We start from the raw sequence: 19,261 nt of genomic DNA on the forward strand, positions 1-19,261 counted from the left end.
CACGCTCAGTCCACCGCGACGGTCTGCAGGATCGCGCGCGCCAGTGCCGGACCCGAACTGGATTCGGCTTCCGCCACCAGTCGGTGACCGGCCACCGCCACGAACAGGGTCTGCACGTCTTCGGGCACCACATGGCCGCGCCCCAGCAGCAGTGCATGTGCCTTGGCCGCGCGCAGCAGCGCCAGGCCCGCACGTGGCGACAGGCCCACGCGCACACCGGCATGCTGGCGGCTGCGGGTCAGCAGCGCCTGCACATAGTCGATCAGCGCGTCGCTGGCATGCACCTGGTTCACTGCGTCGCGCAGCGCGCGCACCTGGGTGTCATCCAGTTTCGGTACGGCACGCGCGATCAGGTCGCGACGGTCGCTGCCACGCAGCAGCTCGCGCTCGGCCTGCGCGCTCGGGTAGCCCATCGCCAGCCGCAGCAGGAAACGATCCAGCTGCGAATCCGGCAACGGGAAGGTGCCGGACAGGTCGACCGGGTTCTGCGTGGCGATCACGAAGAACGGGTCGGGCAGCGGATGCGTCTGTCCATCCAGGGTGACCTGCTGCTCGGCCATCGCTTCCAGCAACGCGCTCTGCGTGCGCGGTGGTGCGCGGTTGATCTCGTCGGCCAGCAGTACGTGGGTGAACACCGGGCCGGGGTGGAACTGGAACTGACGGCTGCCGGCTTCATACACCGACACGCCCAGCACATCGGCGGGCAACAGATCGGAGGTGAACTGCACGCGCTGGAAGCTGAGGCCGAGGCTGCTGGCCAGCGCATGCGCCAGCGTGGTCTTGCCCAGGCCGGGCAGATCTTCGATCAGCAGGTGACCGCCGGACAGCAATGCGACGAACGCCAGCCTGACTTCCGGCACCTTGCCCAGTACCAGTGCGTTCACCTGATCCTGTGCCTCCCGCAGGGCCTGACGCAATTGATCGGTTAGCATGCTGGGGTTGGGGGACGAAGCTGGCATGATCGTCTCAGATCTGGAATCCACTCGATTATCCATAGAGCAATGCAAGGCGAACAGCGCGCACGGACGATATTTCTCTGGTTATGGACGCTGGTCACAGCGGCCAAGCTGATCGTTGCCGCGCGCTTGCCGCTGTTCGTCGACGAAGCGTTCTATTGGCAGGAAGGCCAGCATCTGGCCGCGGCCTATTCGGATCTGCCCGGGTTGACCGCCTGGCTGGCCCGCCTGGGCGTGGAGCTCGGCGGTCATCACGTGCTTGCGCTGCGCCTGCCGTTCCTGGCCATCGGTGCGCTGTTGCCGCTGCTGGTGGTGCGCACGGCCACGCGCTGGTTCGGCAATGTGGCGGGTTGGCAGGCGGGCAGCCTCACGCTGTTGATGCCGTTGTCGGCGACGCTGGGCCTGCTGGCGGTACCCGACGTGCCGATGGCGCTGGCGGCGGTGATCTGCCTGCACGCCGGTGCGCGCCTGCTGCACAACGTGGATGCCTCCTCGGCGATGAAGCTGGCGCTGGGCCTGCTGATCGGTGCGCTCAGCCACTACCGTTTCATCGGTGTCATCGGCGTCGGTTTCATCGCGCTGCTGGCATTGCCGCAGGGGCGGCGCATGCTGGCCGATCCGCGCGTGTGGGTCGCACTGGCGGTGGGCGTGCTGGCATGGCTGCCACTGCTGGCGTGGAATGCGGACAACCACGATGCCGGTCTGAAATTCCAGGTGGTCGAGCGTCATCCCTGGGCCTTTGAATGGGGCGGGCTGTGGTTCCTGGTGATCCAGCCGATGCTGGTGACGCCGATCCTGTGCATGGCGATGTGGAAGGTGGCGCTGGCAGGAACCCGGAGCGGTGGCGGTGCGCGCGTGCAGTGGCGCTATTTCGGCCTGGTGGGCGGCGTATCCACGTTGGGCATTTTCGTGCTTGGCTTCTTCACTGACGTCGAGCGGATCAGTTTCCATTGGCCGCTGCCGGGCTACCTCGCACTGCTGGTGGCGGTGCCGGTAGTGCTCAACGGCTGGCCGCGCTGGCTGCGCCGCACCGGCTGGTGGCTGGCAGGCGCGGGCATGGTGCTGGCGTTCGGCTACTACCTGATGGCATCCACGCCGGCACTGCGCGAGCAGATGGCCGGCAGCAAGTACTACCCGCGCAATTTCGCTGGCTGGCAACCACTGGCCGTAGCGGTCCATGAAGAGCTTCGGCAGATGCCGGAAGGGACGCGCGTGCTGGCCGGCAACTTCAAGGTCGGCGCCGAACTGGGCTTCCAGCTGGGCAATGGCAACATCGAGGTGCTGCCGCATCCGCTCAATGACAAGCATGGCCGCACCGCGCAGCTGGCACAGTGGGGCCTGCTGCATGAGGGCGAGCGCACGGCGCCGATGCTGCTGGTGCTGTCACCCAGCGACCAGCGCTATCGCGAACTGCTGGAGCGCTATCACGCCATCTGCGATCAGGTGGGGCCGATGCCGGCGCCACGCGTGGTCAGCAGTGATCACGGGTTCCAGCGCTTCCTGTTGTTCCGCCTGCCGGTGCAGCGCGCGGAAGGGCCGTGCGTGACGCCGGCGATGGCGTGGCTGGATGCGCCGTCCAATGGCGAGAAGGTGTCCGGCACGTTCGCGATCAAGGGCTGGGCGTTCAAGGATGGCGTCGGCCTGGCACGCGTCGAAGTGCTGGTCGATGGCCGTTCCATCGGTGACGCCCGCTATGGGCGTGTGTTCGACGTGCGCCCCGTGTGGCCGGACAGCACCGATCCGCAGCACCCGGCGGTGGGCTTCGACGCATCGCTGGATACCACCACGCTGGCGCCGGGCAGGCATTGGCTGGGCCTGCGCCTGCATGGCAACGATGGCAGCGTGGAAGAGTGGCAGGAGCAGCCGTTCGAAGTTCGTTGAGTCCTGCTTTTGTAGAGTCGAGCCATGCTCGACTGCTTCTCCAAAGACAGTCGAGCATGGCTCGACTCTACAAAAGGGCAGCCGAGCATGGGCTCGGCTCTACAGGTTGGCGGAAGCCCTCAGGGCACCGCGTATCCCGCCCTGCGCAGCAATCCGCATACCGCAATCAGCGGCAGGCCGACCAGCGCGGTCGGGTCGCGGTTGTCGATGGCGTCGAACAGGCTGATGCCCAGGCCCTCGCATTTGAAGCTGCCGGCGCAGTCCAGTGGCTGCTCGGTGGTCACGTAGCGGGCGATCTCGTCCGGTTCCAGTGCGCGGAAGCAGACTTCGGTCAGATCGACGGCCGTGAATGATTCTCCATCACGGCTGAGACAGACGGCGGTGTGGAAGCGCACGGTCTGCCCGGACATCGCTGCCAGCTGCGCACAGGCGGCCTCGACCGTACCGGGCTTGCCCAGCGGCTGGCCGTTCAGGTCCGCGACCTGGTCCGAGCCGATTACCCAGGCGCCCGGATGGCGGGCAGCCACCTCGGCGGCCTTGGCCGCAGCCAGGCGCGTGGCCAGAGCCCGCGGCGCTTCGCCATTCAACGGGGTTTCATCCACCTCCGGGCGCGCGCAGTCGAAGGCAAGGCCCAATCGCTGCAGCAGCTCGCGGCGGTAGCGGGAGGTGGAGGCCAGGACCAGTGACATGCGAGAATACCGGGGCAGGGCGCGGCAGTCTGGCGTGTCCGCAGCGCCAGCGGCAAGTCCTGTATGGCGGGCATTTGACAGCCGCCGCCCCGATCCTTAGTATTCAGCGGCTTATGTCCGCGAACGTGCCCGAAACGCTGGATGCCTGGCGGATGGTTGTAGCGCGAAGGCGCTTCGACGGTCAGGTGTCCCTGGCTGAATTGACCCGCCTGCAGGGGTTGGTCGCAGATACCGACGGTGAGTGCAATTACTCGCTTGAATTCGGTCGCGACGACGTCTTGCGGGTATCCTATGTGGAATTGACCATCGACACCGCGTTGCCGCTGACCTGTCAGCGCAGCATGCAGCGATTCCTGTTGCCGGTGAAGATGACCCAGAGGCTTGGCCTGATCCGCGACGAGGACGAGGAATCGTCCCTGCCGGAGGAGTACGAGGCGTTGCTGGTGCCGGAAGACGGCCAGCTGCGTCCGCTGGACCTGGTCGAGGACGAGCTGGTGCTGGCGGTGCCTGTGGTGCCGCTGTCGCCCGACGGTGAAGCAGTCGACAAGGACTGGGCGCCGAGCGAAGAAGAAACAAAGCAGGCCAACCCGTTCGCGGCGTTGGCGGCACTGAAGAAACAATAGCAGCCGGATTGTCGTCGGCGGCTGCGGCGAAAGCGAAAGTGTGCTGGGCGCTGGCGTCCTGCGCGACGATACGACGAAGCAAAACGAACCGAGTTTGGAGCAATCCCATGGCTGTGCAGAAATCCCGTGTCACCCCGTCCCGCCGCGGCATGCGTCGTGCGCATGACGCCCTGAGCGCCAAGCAGCTGTCGACCGACCCGACCACCGGCGAAGTGCACCTGCGTCACCACATCACTGCCGATGGTTTCTACCGCGGCAAGAAGGTCATCCAGACCAAGACCTCGGCCGTCGAAGAAGATTGATGTGCCGGGAAGGCCGCTGCCCCCGGGCAGCGGCCTTTGCCTTCTTTCCCGGGTGTGCCGGTGATCGGCGGCCCGCGCAACAGGAAACATGATGAGCAAGCGGATCTACTCGAGGATCGCGGGCACCGGTAGCTATTTGCCGGAAAAAGTCCTGACCAACGCCGACCTGGAAAAAATGGTCGAAACCTCGGATGAGTGGATCCAGTCGCGCACCGGCATTCGTGAGCGGCACATCGCGGCCGAAGGCGAAACCACCAGCGACCTTGGCTACAACGCCGCCCTGCGCGCGCTTGAAGCCGCAGGCATCGACGCCTCGCAGCTCGACATGATCGTGGTCGGCACGACCACCCCTGATCTCATTTTCCCGTCCACCGCGTGCCTGATCCAGGCAAAGCTCGGTGTGGCCGGGTGCCCCGCCTTCGACGTCAACGCCGCCTGCTCGGGCTTCGTGTTCGCGTTGGGCGTGGCCGACAAGTTCATCCGCTCCGGCGACTGCAGGCACGTGCTGGTGATCGGCACCGAAACGCTGACCCGCATGGTCGACTGGAACGATCGCACCACCTGCGTGCTGTTCGGCGATGGCGCCGGTGCTGTCGTGCTCAAGGCGGACGAAGACACCGGCATCCTCAGCACCCACCTGCATGCCGATGGCAGCAAGAAGGAGCTGCTGTGGAACCCGGTTGGCGTTTCGACCGGCTTCAAGGACGGCGCCAATGGCGGCGGCACCATCAACATGAAGGGCAACGACGTGTTCAAGTACGCCGTCAAGGCGCTGGACTCGGTCGTGGACGAGACTCTGGCTGCCAACGGCCTGGACAAGTCCGACCTGGATTGGCTGATTCCGCACCAGGCCAACCTGCGCATCATCGAAGCCACCGCCAAGCGCCTGGACATGTCGATGGACCAGGTCGTGGTCACCGTCGACAAGCACGGCAATACCTCGTCCGGCTCGGTGCCGCTGGCGCTGGACGCCGCCGTGCGCTCGGGCAAGGTCGAACGTGGCCAGCTGCTGCTGCTGGAAGCCTTCGGCGGCGGCTTCACGTGGGGTTCGGCTCTGCTGCGCTATTGATAGTGCAAGTTACGACAACGTGAAGCTTTGTCGTTGCGGCCCCTCTGGGGCCGTAACGCGTTTAAGGAGGACCTGTCATGGTTGAGCCCATCGTCATCGAAGGGCAACGTGCCTGGCTGAAGCAGTACGGCAAGGGAAGCCGCGCGCTGGCCCTTGGCCTGCTCAATTTTGTTGCCCGTCGTTTTCATCTGGATGCCCTGCGCCCGCCGCCGCACCGTGGCGGTGACGCCGCGCGCGAAACCGAAGCCCGTCGCCTTGCAGAACTGCAGGCGCAGGGCGTGAACGTGCCCGATGTGCTGGGCACCGGCCATGCTGCGCTGGTGATCGGCGACAACGGCAGTTCGTTCAATACCTGCCTGCGCGAAGCCGACGAGGCCGGTCGCGACCGCCTGGTGATGGCGGCCATGCTGGCCATTGCCGCAGCGCATGCGCGCGGCGCCTATTTCGGCCAGCCGTTGCCGCGCAATCTCACCTGGGATGGCGAGAGGGTCGGTTTCATCGACTTCGAGGAAGATCCGCTGGAAGTGATGGATCTGTCCGAAGCGCAGGCCCGCGACTGGCTGATGTTCGGCTATGGCGTGGCCAAGTACTACGCCGACCGCCCCGAGCACCTGCAGGCGATGATGGCCGAGGCGATGGGCGATGCGCAGGCGCCGGTGCGCGAGCACGTGCACGCGGTCACTGGCCGCCTGCGCAGCCTGGCCCGGGTCTGCATGAAGCTGGGCCGCTCGGCGCGCGCGCTGGCCCACTCCATCTTCATCGCCCATGGCGCCAGCACCGCTGGCGTGCTGATGCTGGTGGGCCTGTGCGTGGATTTCCTCGCCGACGGCGATCTGGACGTCCTGCAGCTGTTCTGCTGACTGTGCGTCCGCCGGGCCATGCCCGGCGGCGTTCCGCGGCTGGCCCACCATACGCGTGCATACGCGCACGTACAGACGACACGGCATGTTCCCCCTTATCATGGCCCGCTTCGATTGCAACAAGCGGATGACCGCGTGACCGTATCCACCCTCGCTTTTGTCTTCCCCGGCCAGGGCTCGCAGTCTGTGGGCATGGTGGCCGAGCTGGCTGAACTGCACCCGCAGGTGCGTGAAGCCTTCACCGAGGCATCCGATGGTGCCGGCGTCGACCTGTGGGCGCTGTCCCAGGGTGGCCCGGAGGAAATGCTCAACCGCACCGAATACACCCAGCCGGCCCTGCTGGCCGCAAGCATCGGCGTGTGGCGCGCCTGGAACGCCGTGGACGGTCCGCGCCCGTCGGTGCTGGCCGGTCACAGCCTGGGCGAGTACACCGCCCTGGTTGCCGCTGGCGCGCTGAGCCTGCATGACGGTGCGCACCTGGTGCGCCTGCGCGGCCAGCTGATGCAGGAAGCCGCACCGGCCGGCGTCGGTGCCATGGCCGCCGTGCTCGGCGCCGAAGACCAGCTGGTGCTGGACGTCTGCGCCGAAGCCGCAGGCAGCCAGGTGGTGGTGCCGGCCAACTTCAATTCGCCGGGCCAGATCGTGATCGGTGGCGACGCCGACGCGGTCGACCGTGCGCTGGCGCTGCTGGCCGAGAAGGGCGTGCGCAAGGCGGTCAAGCTGGCCGTGAGCGTGCCCTCGCACACCCCGTTGATGCGCGAAGCCGCCAACCGCCTGGCCGAAGTGATGGCCGGCCTGGCCTGGCAGGCGCCGCAGCTGCCGGTGGTGCAGAACGTCGACGCGAAGGTGCATGACGGCATTGACGCGATCCGTACCGCGCTGGTCCAGCAGCTGTACCAGCCGGTGCAGTGGACCGGGTGCGTGCAGGCGCTGGCTGGCCGTGGCGTCACTCGGATCGCCGAGTGCGGCCCGGGCAAGGTGCTGACCGGTCTGGTCAAGCGCATCGACAAGGCCATCGACGGCCGTTCGCTGGCCACGCCAGGCGACTTCGAAGCCGCCCGCGAGGCATGGTCGGCCTGATCCCCCTTGTTCCTGCCGACCGTACCGGTGGCCGCTGCAAGCGGTACGGGTACGGCGGCCGTCCCAGCCTGAGGAAAACATCATGAGCAAGCCCCTGCAGGGTGAAATCGCACTGGTCACCGGCGCCAGCCGTGGCATTGGTGCCGCCATCGCCGATCTGCTGGCCGCCCAGGGCGCCACCGTCATCGGCACCGCCACCACCGAATCCGGCGCCGCCGCGATCGGTGAGCGCCTGGCCGCCCACGGTGGCCACGGCCGCGCGCTGAACGTCACCGACGCAGCTGCGCTGGACAGTGTGCTCGATGGCATCGCCAAGGAATTCGGCCCGATCTCGATCCTGGTGAACAATGCCGGCATCACCCGCGACAACCTGCTGATGCGCATGAAGGACGAGGACTGGGCGTCGATCATCGACACCAACCTGACCAGCGTGTTCCGCACCAGCAAGGCGGTGATGCGCGGCATGATGAAGGCGCGCAAGGGCCGCATCATCAACATCGCATCGGTGGTGGGCGTGACCGGCAATGCCGGCCAGGCCAACTACGCTGCCGCCAAGGCCGGCATCATCGGCTTCAGCAAGTCGCTGGCCAAGGAAATCGGTTCGCGCGGTGTCACCGTCAATGTTGTCGCACCCGGCTTCATCGACACCGACATGACCAAGGCGTTGCCGGAAGAAGCGCGTACCGCGCTGATCAACGACATCGCCCTCGAACGCCTGGGTTCGCCGGAAGACATCGCCCATGCGGTGGCCTTCCTGGCCGGCCCGGCTGCCGGTTACATCACCGGCGAAACCCTCCATGTGAACGGTGGCATGTACATGCCGTAAGCAAGGGGCGCAGGGATTGCGCCGCAAGTGGTTGATCTGCGGAGGTTTTTGCTGCGATGCAAGGCCGCGTCGGTTTCCACTACACTATCCCACGGCCATCGCCTTTGATGGCGACCACTTTTGAACCACAACTCCATCTGGAGCGAGATCCCATGAGCACCATCGAAGAACGCGTCAAGAAAATCGTCGTCGAACAGCTTGGCGTCAAGGAAGAAGAAGTCACCAACAGCGCATCGTTCGTCGATGACCTGGGCGCTGACTCGCTGGACACCGTCGAGCTGGTGATGGCCCTGGAAGAAGAATTCGAGTGCGAGATCCCGGACGAAGAAGCCGAGAAGATCAGCACCGTGCAGGCCGCCATCGACTACATCAAGGCCCACGTCAAGGCCTGATGTCAGACGGCAGTGCGCGCGCGGGCTCACGCTCGCCGCGCACCGCACCCCATGGGGCCGCTGTTGCGGCCCCGTGTGTTTGAGCATCACACCGAAGCAAACCGAGTTGCCCGTTGAAATCATCCGGGCCAGGAGAATCAGCAATGAAGCGTCGCGTCGTCGTAACCGGCCTGGGTATCGTCTCGCCGTTGGGCAATGATCTGGCCAGCAGCTGGGAAGGCATCACCCAGGGTCGTTCGGGCATCGGTCCGCTGACCAACGTTTCTGATGCCTATCTGGATCGGTTCACCACCAAGATTGCAGGTGAGGTCAAGGGATTCGACATCACCGCCGACAATGAACTGTTCGGCAAGTTCCGGGTCAGCGGCAAGGATGCCAAGAAGATGGACCCGTTCATCCATTACGGCCTCGGTGCCTCGTTCATGGCCCTGCACGACTCGGGCCTTGAGATCACCGACGCCAATGCCGAGCGCATCGGCGCCATCGTCGGCGCCGGCATCGGCGGCCTGCTCGGCATCGAAGAGCAGACCATCGAGTTCCATGAGGGCAAGAAGATCTCGCCCTTCTACGTGCCCAAGACCATCATCAACATGCTGCCGGGCCAGCTGAGCATCATCACCGGCCTGAAGGGCCCGTCGTTCTCGGCGGTGTCTGCGTGCGCGACCTCGAACCATTCGATCGGCACCGCCATGCGCATGATCCAGTACGGCGATGCCGACGTGATGGTGGTCGGTGGTGCCGAGCGTGGCTCGTCGCCGACCGCACTGGGCGGCTTCTGCGCGATGAAGGCCATGAGCACCCGCAACGACGCCCCGGAACAGGCCTCGCGCCCGTGGGACAAGGACCGTGACGGCTTCGTGCTGGGCGACGGCGCCGGCATCCTGATCCTGGAAGAGTACGAGCACGCCAAGGCACGTGGCGCGAAGATCTACTGCGAACTGGCCGGCTTCGGCGCCAGCTCCGACGCGTACCACATGACCGCACCGAGCGAGAACGGCGAAGGCGCCGCGCGCTGCATGGTCATGGCCATGAAGGACGCCGGCGTGACCCCGGAACAGGTGGGCTACCTCAACGCGCACGGCACCTCCACGCCGCTGGGCGACCTGGGCGAGACCATGGCGATGAAGACCGCCTTCGGCGACCACGCCTACAAGATGATGGTCAGCTCCACCAAGTCGATGACCGGCCACCTGCTCGGCGCTGCCGGTGGCGTGGAAGCGATCTTCTCGGTGATGGCGCTGCAGGACAACGTCATCCCGCCGACCATCAACCTGCAGCAGCCGGGCGAAGGCTGCGACCTGGACTACGTGCCCAATGAAGCACGCCAGGCCAAGGTCGACGTGGTGATGTCCAATGGCTTTGGCTTCGGCGGCACCAACGGCACGCTGATCTTCAAGCGCGTCTGACCGACGTTGTAGAGTCGAGCTTGCTCGACTCCGCCCTTGTGTAGAGTCGAGCCATGCTCGACTGAACGTGCAACACAGTCGAGCAAGCTCGACTCTACGCACGAGGAGGCCGCCGCAAGGCGGCTTCCGTGCATCTGAATCCCCGAACTGGCCGCCATGACCCACGCACCGCTGATCCACCCGCTGCCGCACCCGATCGATCTGCTGGCCCTGCAGCAGCACGACCCGTCGCGCTTCCCGCTGCTGATGGAATCCACCGCCTCGGGCACTGCCCAGGGCCGCTGGAGCCTGCTGCTGGCGGCGCAGGGCGATAGCCTGCGGCTGGATGCCGATGGCCAGGTGCGCGACCAGCACGACGCGGTGCAGGCCGGCAGCTTCCTGCAGGTGCTGGACCGCGCCTGGCAGCAGGAACGCCTGCCGCATGACGGCAGCCACAGCCTGCCGTTCCGCGGCGGTTGGGCGTTGATGCTGGACTACGAAGTGGCCAGCCAGATAGAACCGGTGCTGCCGGCGCGCGCACGCGAGGACGGCCGCCCGACCGCGCTGGCGCTGCGCTGCCCGGCCGCGGTGCTGCACGACCACCACCACGAGGCCAGCTTCGTCATCGCCGAAGCCGGCGAGCAGGCGTTGCTGGATGCGCTGGTGGCACTGGCCTCGGCCACGCTGCCCGAAGCCGGGCAGGGCTGGCAGCCACCGCAGTCGGTCGGCGAGGACGCGCCGCAGCGCTTCACCGACGGCGTGCGCCGGGTGATCGAATACCTGTGTGCCGGCGATGTGTTCCAGGTGAACCTGTCGCGGCGCTGGAGCGCGCAGTTTGCCGCACCGGTCAGCCCGCAGGCGCTGTACGCGCAGCTGCGCCGTGCCAACCCGGCACCGTTCGCCGGCCTGTTCAGCGCGCACGGCCGCCATGTGGTCAGTTCCTCGCCGGAGCGGCTGGTGTCGGTGCATGCCGGCCACGCGCAGACCCGTCCGATTGCCGGCACGCGTCCGCGCTTCGAGGGGGACGATGATGCTGCGCGCATCCAGGAGCTGGTCGGTCACCCGAAGGAGCGTGCCGAGCACGTGATGCTGATCGACCTGGAACGCAACGACCTGGGCCGTATCTGCCTGCCCGGTACCGTGGTGGTCGATGAGCTGATGACCGTGGAGAGCTACGCGCACGTGCATCACATCGTCAGCAACGTCAGCGGCCATCTGCGCCCGGAGGTCACCCCCGGCGAGGTGATCGCCGCCACCTTCCCCGGCGGCACCATCACCGGCTGCCCGAAGGTGCGCTGCATGCAGATCATCAGCGAGCTGGAGCAGGTGCCGCGTGGTGCCTACACCGGCGCGTTCGGCTGGCTGAACCGCGATGGCGACCTGGACCTGAACATCCTGATCCGCACCGCCGAAGTGGATGGCCACGAGATGAGCTTCCGCACCGGCGCCGGCATCGTGGTCGACTCGGACCCGGACAAGGAACTGGACGAGACCCGCGCCAAGGCCCGCGGCCTGCTACGCGCGCTGGGCCAGCAGGGGTAGGCGTATTCCGGTAGTGCCGGCCGCTGGCCGGCAACCTCATGCACCCATGATCCGCGCGATTGCCGGCCAGCGGCCGGCACTACCGGTACCGGTGGGTGCCATTGTTCGGGTGGGTGCCGACCGTCGGTCGGCACAGGCGCATGCCCCCGGTCATGACCCCAATCCACCGGCACGGTATCCTGCACGACGGAATCGAGTTCAGAGGTAGTCCATGGCGGGAGCCAAGCGCGGGTGTCTGTTCGTGGTAACGCTGGTGGTGGTGCTGGCCGCCGTCGTGGCCGGCGCGGGCGCATGGTTCTTCTACCAGCAGACCCGGTTCGCCGACGCCCCGATCACCCCGTCCGCCGAGAGCGTGGTCATCGCCAGCGGCGATGGCATGAACAGCGTGCTGCGCAAGCTGCGCGACGCCGGCGTGGACGAGGGCCAGGACGCGCAGTGGCAGCTGCTGGCGCGCCAGCTCGATGCAGCCGGCAAGCTGAAGGTGGGTGAGTACGCGCTCAGCAGCGACCTGACCCCGCGTGATCTGCTGCTGCGCATGCGCGCCGGCAAGGTGCTGCAGCACCGCGTCACGATCATTGAAGGCTGGAACATCCGCCAGTTGCGTGCCGCGCTCAAGCGCGCCGAGCCGCTGCTGCACACCACCGACAACCTCGATGACGCCGCGTTGATGCAGCGCCTCGGTTTCGGTGGCCAGCATCCGGAAGGCCGCTTCCTGCCGGAGACCTACGTCTACCAGCGTGGCGACAGCGATCTGGATGTGCTCAAGCGTGCTCACGCTGCAATGCAGGACGCACTGGATGAAGCCTGGGAAAGCCGCGCGCCGGACCTGCCGATCAACACGCCCTACGAACTGCTGACGATGGCTTCGATCATCGAGAAGGAAACCGCGCTGGCCAGCGAGCGTCCGCAGATTGCCGGCGTGTTCATGCGCCGCCTGAAGATCGGCATGCGCCTGCAGACCGACCCGACCGTGATCTACGGCATCGGTGCTGCGTATGACGGCAACATCCGCCGCCGCGACCTGACCACCGATACGCCCTACAACACCTACACCCGCGCTGGCCTGACCCCGACCCCGATCGCCATGCCCAGCCGCGATGCGCTGATGGCAGCCGCGCAACCCGCAGCGGGCGACGCGCTGTACTTCGTCGCCGTCGGCGATGGTAGTGGTGCGCACGTGTTCTCGCCCAGCCTGGACCAGCACAACGCCGCAGTGGCCCGCTACCTGCAGCAGCTGCGCCAGCAACGTACCAAGGAGACCCCGGCGCAATGAGTCCCGCGCTGCTTCGCCACCCGCGTTTCGTCAGCCTGGAAGGCGGCGAGGGCGCAGGCAAGACCACCGCCATCAATGCCATCCGTGACTGCCTGCGCAGCCACGGCCACGAGGTGGTGCTGACCCGCGAGCCGGGCGGTACGCCGCTGGCCGAGCGCATCCGTGGCCTGGTGCTGAAACCCGATGCCGAGATCGCCGCCGAGCCGCTCAGCGCCGAAGCCGAGCTGCTGCTGGTGTTCGCTGCACGCGCGCAGCATGTGCGCCAGGTGATCCAGCCGGCACTGCAGCGCGGCGCCTATGTGCTGAGCGATCGCTTCACCGATTCCAGCTATGCCTACCAGGGCGGTGGCCGTGGCCTCGATCCGCAGTGGATTGCCGATCTGGAACGACGCGCGGTGGGCCTGCTGCCGGGCCTGACCCTGCTGCTGGACGTGGACGTGGCAGTGGGCCGCGCGCGCGCCAATGGCCGCGACCTGTGGCCGGACCGCATCGAGAGCGAACAGGATGATTTCTTCCAGCGCGTGCGCGAAGTGTTCCGCAGCCGCGCGCAGCAGGACCCGCAGCGCTTCGCGCTGATCGACGCCGGCCAGGTGCAGGCGCGTGTAGCGGCCGATGTGGTCGCGCAGGTCGAGCGCTGGCTGCAGGACGGGGAGGGCGCATGAGCACATTCTCGCCGTGGCAGCAGCGCGCGTTCGACCAGACCGTGGCAGCGCTCGATGCCGACCGCCTTGGTCATGGCCTGCTGATCTGCGGCCCGGCCGGGCTGGGCAAGCGCGAGGTGGCGTTGGCGCTGGCCGACCACGTGCTGGCGCGCGGTGATGCCGCGCATGCCACGCGCACGCGCCAGCTGATCGCCGCCGGCACCCATCCTGACCTGCAGCTGGTCAGCTTCATTCCGAACAAGAGCGGCGACAAGCTGCGCACCGAGATCGTCATCGAGCAGGTGCGCGAGATCACCGACAAGTTGGCGCTGACCCCGCAGTACGGCGTGGCGCAGGTGGTGATCGTCGACCCCGCTGATGCGATCAACCGCTCGGCGGCCAACGCGCTGCTGAAGACGCTGGAAGAGCCGCAGCCCGGCCGCTACCTGTGGCTGATCAGCAGCGACCCGGCGCGCCTGCCGCAGACCATCCGCAGCCGCTGCCAGCGCCTGGAATTCAAGTCGCCGCCGCAGCACGAAGCGCTGGCCTGGCTGCAGCAGCAGGGCCACAGCGAAGCATCGGCACGCGAAGCGCTGGACGCGGCGCGCGGCCACCCCGGCCAGGCCGACAACTGGCTGCGCGAAGATGGCCTGAGCCTGCGCCGCGAAGTGGGCCGCGAGCTGGAACAGCTGGCCGCCGGCAAGACCGGCGCGGTGGAGCTGGCGCAGAAGTGGTGCGCCGATGACAACGCGGCGCTGCGCCTGCGCTTTGCCGCCGACCTGGCGCTGGCCCAGGCCAGCACCGATGCCTTGACCACGCCGGAGCGATTGCACAAGCTTGCAGCCTGGTTCGATGCGGCCAACCGCACCCGCGACCTGCTGCGCACCACGGTGCGTGCAGACCTTGCCGTGGTCGAGTTGCTGCTGGCCTGGAACAAGGTGAACGAGCGGCCTGCCGCAAGGGGAAATCGATGAGTGCCAGCAACGCCCGCCAGGGCATCCTGTCCCTGGCCGTGAAGGACAAAGCCGCGCTGTACAGCGCGTACATGCCATTCGTGAAGAACGGCGGCATCTTCGTGCCCACGCCCAAGCGCTACTTCCTGGGTGACGAAGTGTTCCTGTTGCTGACCCTGCCCGATTCCAGCGAGCGCCTGCCGGTGGCCGGCAAGGTGATCTGGGTGACCCCGGCCGGCGCGCAGGGTAACCGCACCGCCGGCATCGGCGTGCAGCTGGCCGACGGTGCCGAAGGCGAGGGCGTGCGCCACAAGATCGAGACCCTGCTGGCCGGCCTGACCAGCTCGGACAAGCCGACGCATACGATGTAACGGCGCGCGGATAGCCGCCCTCGGTAGCGCCGGGCCATGCCCGGCGGCGCCCCTCGAAATGCCCGTGAACACCCATGTGAAAAAGTGTTGACGGCCTCTGAAAAGCCCCTATAATGAGCGGCTCAGCAACACACCGGGCGGTTAGCTCAGCGGTAGAGCATTGCCTTCACACGGCAAGGGTCACAGGTTCGATCCCTGTACCGCCCACCATGTTGCAGAACGAAAGAAGCCTCCAGCAATGGGGGCTTTTTTGTTGCCTGTGATTCCGTGGTGCCCGCCGAAGCAATCACCGTTTCAGCCGAGGTCCTCCAGCAGCTCGCGCGCGATCATCGCGGTTGCATCCAGCAGGTCGTGACCGCTGCCGGCCCGCACCACCACCGCCAGCAGGCTACGGCCCACATCGGCATTGCCGCCGCTCAGTTCCATCTCGCCTTCAAAGCACAGATCGGCCAACCATTCATGGGCCTGCTGCAGTCCGCGCTTGCGGACGCGGCGGAACTCCGCGAGCAGCTTCGCCTGGCCGGCCTCCTGCTCACCATCGGCAAGCAGGCCGATGGCACCGCCGTGCGCCGCGCGCCAGATGGCCGGTAGCGGGCGACCGTTCGCGTCCACCACGTCCGCCGAGAACTGCGCGCAGTACATTTCGTAGCGCTTGCCCGCTGTGCTGCAGGGCACGATGCCGGCCTCGGCCAGCAGGCGTTCGGCTTCATCCAATTTGCTGAACTTCAAGCGCAGCAGTGCAGGACGGCTCAGGTGTTGTGCCAGCGCCTGCTGGTTGGCGGTGAACCAGACGTTCCAGCCCACGCTTGCGCGGCCTTCCAGTGCGGCCTTGAAGTACTCCAGGTATTCGGCGTCCATTGCGGTCTCCTGCGCTCCCTGCGCGATTGTAGCGGGCGCATATCCGGGCCGGTCAGGCGTCGTCGCCGGAGAGGCAATGATGTGCCTCGCGTACCAGCTGTCGCGCGGCCACGATCAGCCCGTCGGTGTGGAAGGCGCCCAACTGTTCGTCCGGGTCGCCTTCGTTACGCACGTGGGCGGGCCCGTGCCACAAATGGAAGCAGAGGGTTCCATTCCTGCGCTGTCCCACCGCCCTGGGCAGGCGTAGTCTCGGCCCGTTGCCGTGCCCATCCACTCTGGAGTGCCACCATGCCGCTCGCCCGCATCGATCTGCGCAAAGGTAAATCCGCCGACTACCTGCAACGCGTCGGCGAAACCATCTACCAGGCCATGCGCGCGGTGGGCGTGCCGGAGAATGATCGCTTCCAGATCTTCCAGCAACACGAGCCGGGCACGTTGATCTATGACCCCGGCTACCTGGGCGTGGACCGCACCGACGACTTCATCTGCATCCAGATCACCTGGAACGAAGGGCGCACGTTGGAGCAGAAGAAGGCGCTGTATGCCGGCATCGCCGAGGGCCTGCACGCGGCGGTGGGTATCCGCCGAGAGGATGTGTTCATCAACCTGGTGGAAGTGAAGCGGGAAAACTGGTCGTTCGGGAACGGGCAGGCGCAGTACGTGAGTTGATGCGCGAAGCGCATCCACGCATGGCGTGGATCCACAGCGTGGTGGGCGTGCGCAGGGAGGGCGTGCCCATCGCTGTGGCCGGCAGCACAGCCCTGCGTCACCGTGTCGCAGGGGGTAAACCCTGAACGGGGTCCAAGGTTGGCCATGGCCCCGTAGAATGGCGGCGTGCGTCGTTCTGTCCTCCACCGCCGGTTCCAGGCCCTGGCATGGCTCGCCATGCTGCTGGTGCTGCTCGCTCCGCTGGTGAGCCGCTGGAAGGCGCACGGTCACGTGGCTGCTGCAGCACCGGTGGCCGCCATGGACCACGCGATGCACGCAGAGCATGCGCAGCACGCGATGGAAGGCCATCACGACCACCACGCGATGGCGATGCCGCACGGCGAGGCCGCAAAGAAGCCACCTGCCGATCCACACGCCGATCATGAGATGGGCGTGGACTGCGATTACTGCCTGATCGCTGCACGGCTCATCACGCTGCTGGTGGCGGCAGTGCTGCTGTTGGCGCCGATGGCACCGGTGTGCCGCGCGCTGCGCGGTGCGGTGCGGGCGTTGCCGCAACGGATCAGCGGCACATTGGGAGCGCGTGGGCCGCCAGCCATGATGGCTGCCTGAGCCGCACGCGCGTTGCATTGAACATTTTTCCATGAGGTTGCCGGCCACGGCCGGTGCCCGCACGCGCGTGTTTGCCCCTTTCTGATTGCTGCCCTGCCATTGCGGGGTGGCCTTGCATGCCGTGAAAAAAATGAAAACGAACCCCAACTCCGCGCACCTGCGCCGGGCGACGCTGCCTGTCCTGTGCGCGTTGCTCCTGCACACCGCCCCCGTACTTGCCGCCGATGCGGCACCACCGACCACGCTGGACACCGTGCGGGTGGTCGATACCCGCAGCGGTGAGCTCTCGTCCACCGCCAACGCCGGTTCCGCGCTGGGCCTGAGCGTGCTGCAGACACCGGCCAGCCTGACGGTGATTTCGCGCGAACAACTGGAGCAGCGTGGCGACAGCAACCTCAACGATGCGATCAGCCGGGCGGGTGCGATCAGTGCGATGCCGCACCCGGGCAACGGCCTGAGCGCGCTGTCCAGCCGCGGCTTCACCGATGGCGCTTCGGTGATGCGCCTGTACGACGGGCTGCGCCAGTACGGTGGCGTGGGCATCACCTTCCCGTTCGATACCTGGTCGATCGAGCGCATCGAAGTGCTGCGCGGCCCGGCCTCGGTCATCCATGGCGACGGTGCGATCGGCGGCGTGATCAACATCGTGCCGAAGAAGCCCACGCGTGGTGCGATCGAGAACGAGATCAGCGTAACCGTGGGCAGCGAGGACACCGCACGCCTGGGCTTCGGCAGCGGTGGCGCGCTGACGCCCGAGCTGGCCTACCGGCTGGACGTGAGTGGCAACTACAGCGGTGGCTGGGTCGATCGTGGGCGCAACAGTGACGCGACATTCTCCGGTGCGTTGCTGTGGCAGCCGCGCGCGGACCTGCAGCTGACCCTCACCCATGCGCAGGGCTACCAGCAACCGATGCGCTACTTCGGCACGCCGCTGGTCGAGGGCCGCCAGCTGGAGGCGCTGCGCCACCGCAACTACAACGTGGACGACAGCCAGATCCGCTATCGCGACCGCTGGACCCAGCTCGATGCGCTGTGGGCGCCGAACGCGAACGTGGAATGGCGCACGCGCCTCTACCAGATCGACAGCCAGCGCGATTGGCGCAATGCCGAAGCCTATGTCTACAACCGCCCTACCGGCTTGATCGATCGCTCGGGAAACACCGAGATCACTCACAACCAGGACCAGACCGGGCTGACCTCGACGCTGCGTGTGCAGGGAACCGCGGGTGGCCTGCAGAACAGCTTCGCGGTGGGCCTGGATGCCAACCGTGCGCACTTCAAGCACACCAACAACACCTATGCTGGCAGTTCGGGCCCGGTCGACGCGTTCGATCCGGTGCCGGGCCAGTTCGCCAGCGACGCGCCGAACCTGCCGCGCTACCGCAATCGTGCCGAGCAGTACGCGCTGTTCGTGGAAGACCGGTTGGCGCTGAGCGAGCGCTGGTCGGTGCTGGGGGGGCTGCGCCACGACCGCGCGCGCATCGACCGTACCGACCTGATCAGCGGCCAGAACGCGTTCTCGAAGACCTACAGCAGCACCGGTTGGCGTGCAGGTACGGTGTTCGCGTTGCAGCCGACGCTGAGCCTGTACGCGCAGTATTCGCAGGCGGCGGACCCTGTCAGTGGCCTGCTGATGATCAGCCCGGCCAACGGTGCCTTCGATCTGGCCAAGGGCCGGCAGATCGAAGTGGGCCTGAAGCAGGCCTTCGATGGCGGCGAGTGGACGCTGGCGGCGTACCGCATCCGCAAGACCGGGCTGCTCAGCCGCGATCCGCTGGTGCCGGACCGCCGCGTGCAAGTGGGCGCGCAGACCTCGCGTGGTATTGAAGCGTCCTTGAACTGGAACGTCGCGCCGCACTGGACGCTGGATGCCAACGCCACGGTGCTGAAGGCCGAGTTCGAGGACTTCCTGGAAACCACGGGTTCGCCGGCGATGCTGGTGTCGCGTGATGGCAACGTGCCGCCGAACGTGGCCGAGCGCCTGGCCAGTGTGTGGTTGAGCTGGCAGTTCGCACCGGACTGGAGTGCGGCGGGTGGCGTTCGCTACGTCGGCAAGCGCTATGCCGACAACGCCAACACATTGGAGCTGCCCGGCTACAGCACCACCGATCTGGCACTGACCTGGCAGGCGGCACCGCGCACGCGATTGTCAGCGCGCCTGTTCAACGTATTCGACAAGGCGTACTACGCCACCGCGTACTACACCAGCACGCAGTGGCTGCTGGGCGCGGATCGTCGCGTCGAGTTCACCGTCGACCATCGCTTCTGAGGACGCGCAC

Annotated in this window: 20 protein-coding genes and 1 tRNA gene; 18 read left to right on the forward strand and 3 right to left on the reverse strand. The window is 66.8% G+C overall.

All coding sequences use genetic code 11. The features are described 5' to 3' along the window. Nucleotides 1-5: 5 nt before the first annotated feature. A complete protein-coding gene (locus ACZK2R_RS04420; RefSeq protein ID WP_049400642.1) occupies nucleotides 6-959 on the reverse strand; it encodes an AAA family ATPase in 954 nt (317 codons plus the stop codon). Nucleotides 960-1,001: 42 nt separating this feature from the next. On the opposite strand from ACZK2R_RS04420, the gene ACZK2R_RS04425 reads away from it, so the two are divergent. Further along, nucleotides 1,002-2,837: a glycosyltransferase family 39 protein gene (locus tag ACZK2R_RS04425; RefSeq protein WP_125894615.1), complete on the forward strand. Its 1,836-nt coding sequence runs from the start codon at nucleotides 1,002-1,004 to the stop codon at nucleotides 2,835-2,837. Nucleotides 2,838-2,956: 119 nt separating this feature from the next. Here the strand turns inward: ACZK2R_RS04425 and ACZK2R_RS04430 are convergent, their stop codons facing one another. Beyond that, nucleotides 2,957-3,526, reverse strand: coding sequence for a Maf family protein (locus tag ACZK2R_RS04430; RefSeq protein WP_180838179.1), 570 nt, complete (start codon nucleotides 3,524-3,526; stop codon nucleotides 2,957-2,959). A gap of 113 nt (nucleotides 3,527-3,639) precedes the next feature. Here ACZK2R_RS04430 and ACZK2R_RS04435 point away from each other — a divergent pair, with 113 nt between their 5' ends. The 14 genes from ACZK2R_RS04435 to ACZK2R_RS04500 all read left to right on the forward strand — a co-directional run bounded on the left by ACZK2R_RS04435 (nucleotide 3,640) and on the right by ACZK2R_RS04500 (nucleotide 15,053). Then, the gene (locus ACZK2R_RS04435) at nucleotides 3,640-4,149 is read left to right on the forward strand and encodes a YceD family protein (RefSeq protein WP_032127767.1); all 510 of its coding nucleotides are present in this window, start codon (nucleotides 3,640-3,642) and stop codon (nucleotides 4,147-4,149) included. 107 nt (nucleotides 4,150-4,256) lie between these two features. Continuing rightward, nucleotides 4,257-4,451, forward strand: coding sequence for a 50S ribosomal protein L32 (gene rpmF / locus ACZK2R_RS04440; protein ID WP_004154640.1), 195 nt, complete (start codon nucleotides 4,257-4,259; stop codon nucleotides 4,449-4,451). A gap of 91 nt (nucleotides 4,452-4,542) precedes the next feature. Next, a complete protein-coding gene (locus tag ACZK2R_RS04445; protein WP_032127766.1) occupies nucleotides 4,543-5,520 on the forward strand; it encodes a beta-ketoacyl-ACP synthase III in 978 nt (325 codons plus the stop codon). Nucleotides 5,521-5,597: 77 nt separating this feature from the next. Beyond that, complete coding sequence (locus ACZK2R_RS04450; protein WP_125895270.1) at nucleotides 5,598-6,380, forward strand: BUD32 family EKC/KEOPS complex subunit; 783 nt, start codon at nucleotides 5,598-5,600, stop codon at nucleotides 6,378-6,380. A 135-nt stretch (nucleotides 6,381-6,515) separates the two neighbouring features. Further along, nucleotides 6,516-7,460 carry an ACP S-malonyltransferase gene (fabD, locus tag ACZK2R_RS04455; protein ID WP_180838180.1) on the forward strand — a complete coding sequence of 315 codons (945 nt, stop codon included), beginning with the start codon at nucleotides 6,516-6,518 and terminating at the stop codon, nucleotides 7,458-7,460. Nucleotides 7,461-7,542: 82 nt separating this feature from the next. After that, nucleotides 7,543-8,286, forward strand: a complete 744-nt coding sequence (gene fabG / locus ACZK2R_RS04460; protein WP_004146899.1) for a 3-oxoacyl-ACP reductase FabG — start codon at nucleotides 7,543-7,545, stop codon at nucleotides 8,284-8,286. A 152-nt stretch (nucleotides 8,287-8,438) separates the two neighbouring features. Further along, nucleotides 8,439-8,678: an acyl carrier protein gene (acpP, locus tag ACZK2R_RS04465; RefSeq protein ID WP_005415509.1), complete on the forward strand. Its 240-nt coding sequence runs from the start codon at nucleotides 8,439-8,441 to the stop codon at nucleotides 8,676-8,678. Between the two features lie 143 nt (nucleotides 8,679-8,821). After that, nucleotides 8,822-10,084 carry a beta-ketoacyl-ACP synthase II gene (fabF, locus tag ACZK2R_RS04470; RefSeq protein ID WP_049463472.1) on the forward strand — a complete coding sequence of 421 codons (1,263 nt, stop codon included), beginning with the start codon at nucleotides 8,822-8,824 and terminating at the stop codon, nucleotides 10,082-10,084. 156 nt (nucleotides 10,085-10,240) lie between these two features. Beyond that, a complete protein-coding gene (locus ACZK2R_RS04475) occupies nucleotides 10,241-11,605 on the forward strand; it encodes an aminodeoxychorismate synthase component I (RefSeq protein WP_180838181.1) in 1,365 nt (454 codons plus the stop codon). Between the two features lie 211 nt (nucleotides 11,606-11,816). Further along, a complete protein-coding gene (gene mltG / locus ACZK2R_RS04480; protein ID WP_049400647.1) occupies nucleotides 11,817-12,878 on the forward strand; it encodes an endolytic transglycosylase MltG in 1,062 nt (353 codons plus the stop codon). Beyond that, complete coding sequence (gene tmk, locus ACZK2R_RS04485; protein ID WP_049400648.1) at nucleotides 12,875-13,540, forward strand: dTMP kinase; 666 nt, start codon at nucleotides 12,875-12,877, stop codon at nucleotides 13,538-13,540. The genes mltG and tmk overlap by 4 nt, the downstream gene beginning before the upstream one ends. After that, a complete protein-coding gene (locus ACZK2R_RS04490) occupies nucleotides 13,537-14,493 on the forward strand; it encodes a DNA polymerase III subunit delta' (RefSeq protein WP_478487773.1) in 957 nt (318 codons plus the stop codon). Before tmk ends, ACZK2R_RS04490 begins: the two co-directional genes overlap by 4 nt. After that, on the forward strand, nucleotides 14,490-14,843 hold the full coding sequence (locus tag ACZK2R_RS04495) for a PilZ domain-containing protein (RefSeq protein ID WP_004146965.1): 354 nt from the start codon (nucleotides 14,490-14,492) through the stop codon (nucleotides 14,841-14,843). The genes ACZK2R_RS04490 and ACZK2R_RS04495 overlap by 4 nt, the downstream gene beginning before the upstream one ends. Nucleotides 14,844-14,978: 135 nt before the next feature. Then, nucleotides 14,979-15,053: transfer RNA gene (locus ACZK2R_RS04500), tRNA-Val, on the forward strand. Between the two features lie 84 nt (nucleotides 15,054-15,137). On the opposite strand, the gene ACZK2R_RS04505 is transcribed toward ACZK2R_RS04500, so the two are convergent. Next, on the reverse strand, nucleotides 15,138-15,701 hold the full coding sequence (locus ACZK2R_RS04505; RefSeq protein WP_180838194.1) for a hypothetical protein: 564 nt from the start codon (nucleotides 15,699-15,701) through the stop codon (nucleotides 15,138-15,140). A 288-nt stretch (nucleotides 15,702-15,989) separates the two neighbouring features. On the opposite strand from ACZK2R_RS04505, the gene ACZK2R_RS04510 reads away from it, so the two are divergent. The 3 genes from ACZK2R_RS04510 (at nucleotide 15,990) to ACZK2R_RS04520 (ending at nucleotide 19,251) form a co-directional block, all read left to right on the forward strand. Next, a complete protein-coding gene (locus ACZK2R_RS04510; RefSeq protein WP_049400651.1) occupies nucleotides 15,990-16,370 on the forward strand; it encodes a tautomerase family protein in 381 nt (126 codons plus the stop codon). A gap of 216 nt (nucleotides 16,371-16,586) precedes the next feature. Beyond that, a complete protein-coding gene (locus tag ACZK2R_RS04515; protein ID WP_100434139.1) occupies nucleotides 16,587-16,982 on the forward strand; it encodes a DUF2946 family protein in 396 nt (131 codons plus the stop codon). A 130-nt stretch (nucleotides 16,983-17,112) separates the two neighbouring features. Then, nucleotides 17,113-19,251 carry a TonB-dependent receptor gene (locus tag ACZK2R_RS04520; RefSeq protein ID WP_180838195.1) on the forward strand — a complete coding sequence of 713 codons (2,139 nt, stop codon included), beginning with the start codon at nucleotides 17,113-17,115 and terminating at the stop codon, nucleotides 19,249-19,251. Nucleotides 19,252-19,261: the final 10 nt, after the last annotated feature.

The sequence above is a fragment of the Stenotrophomonas sp. 96582_Sma genome (genome assembly GCF_056480905.1).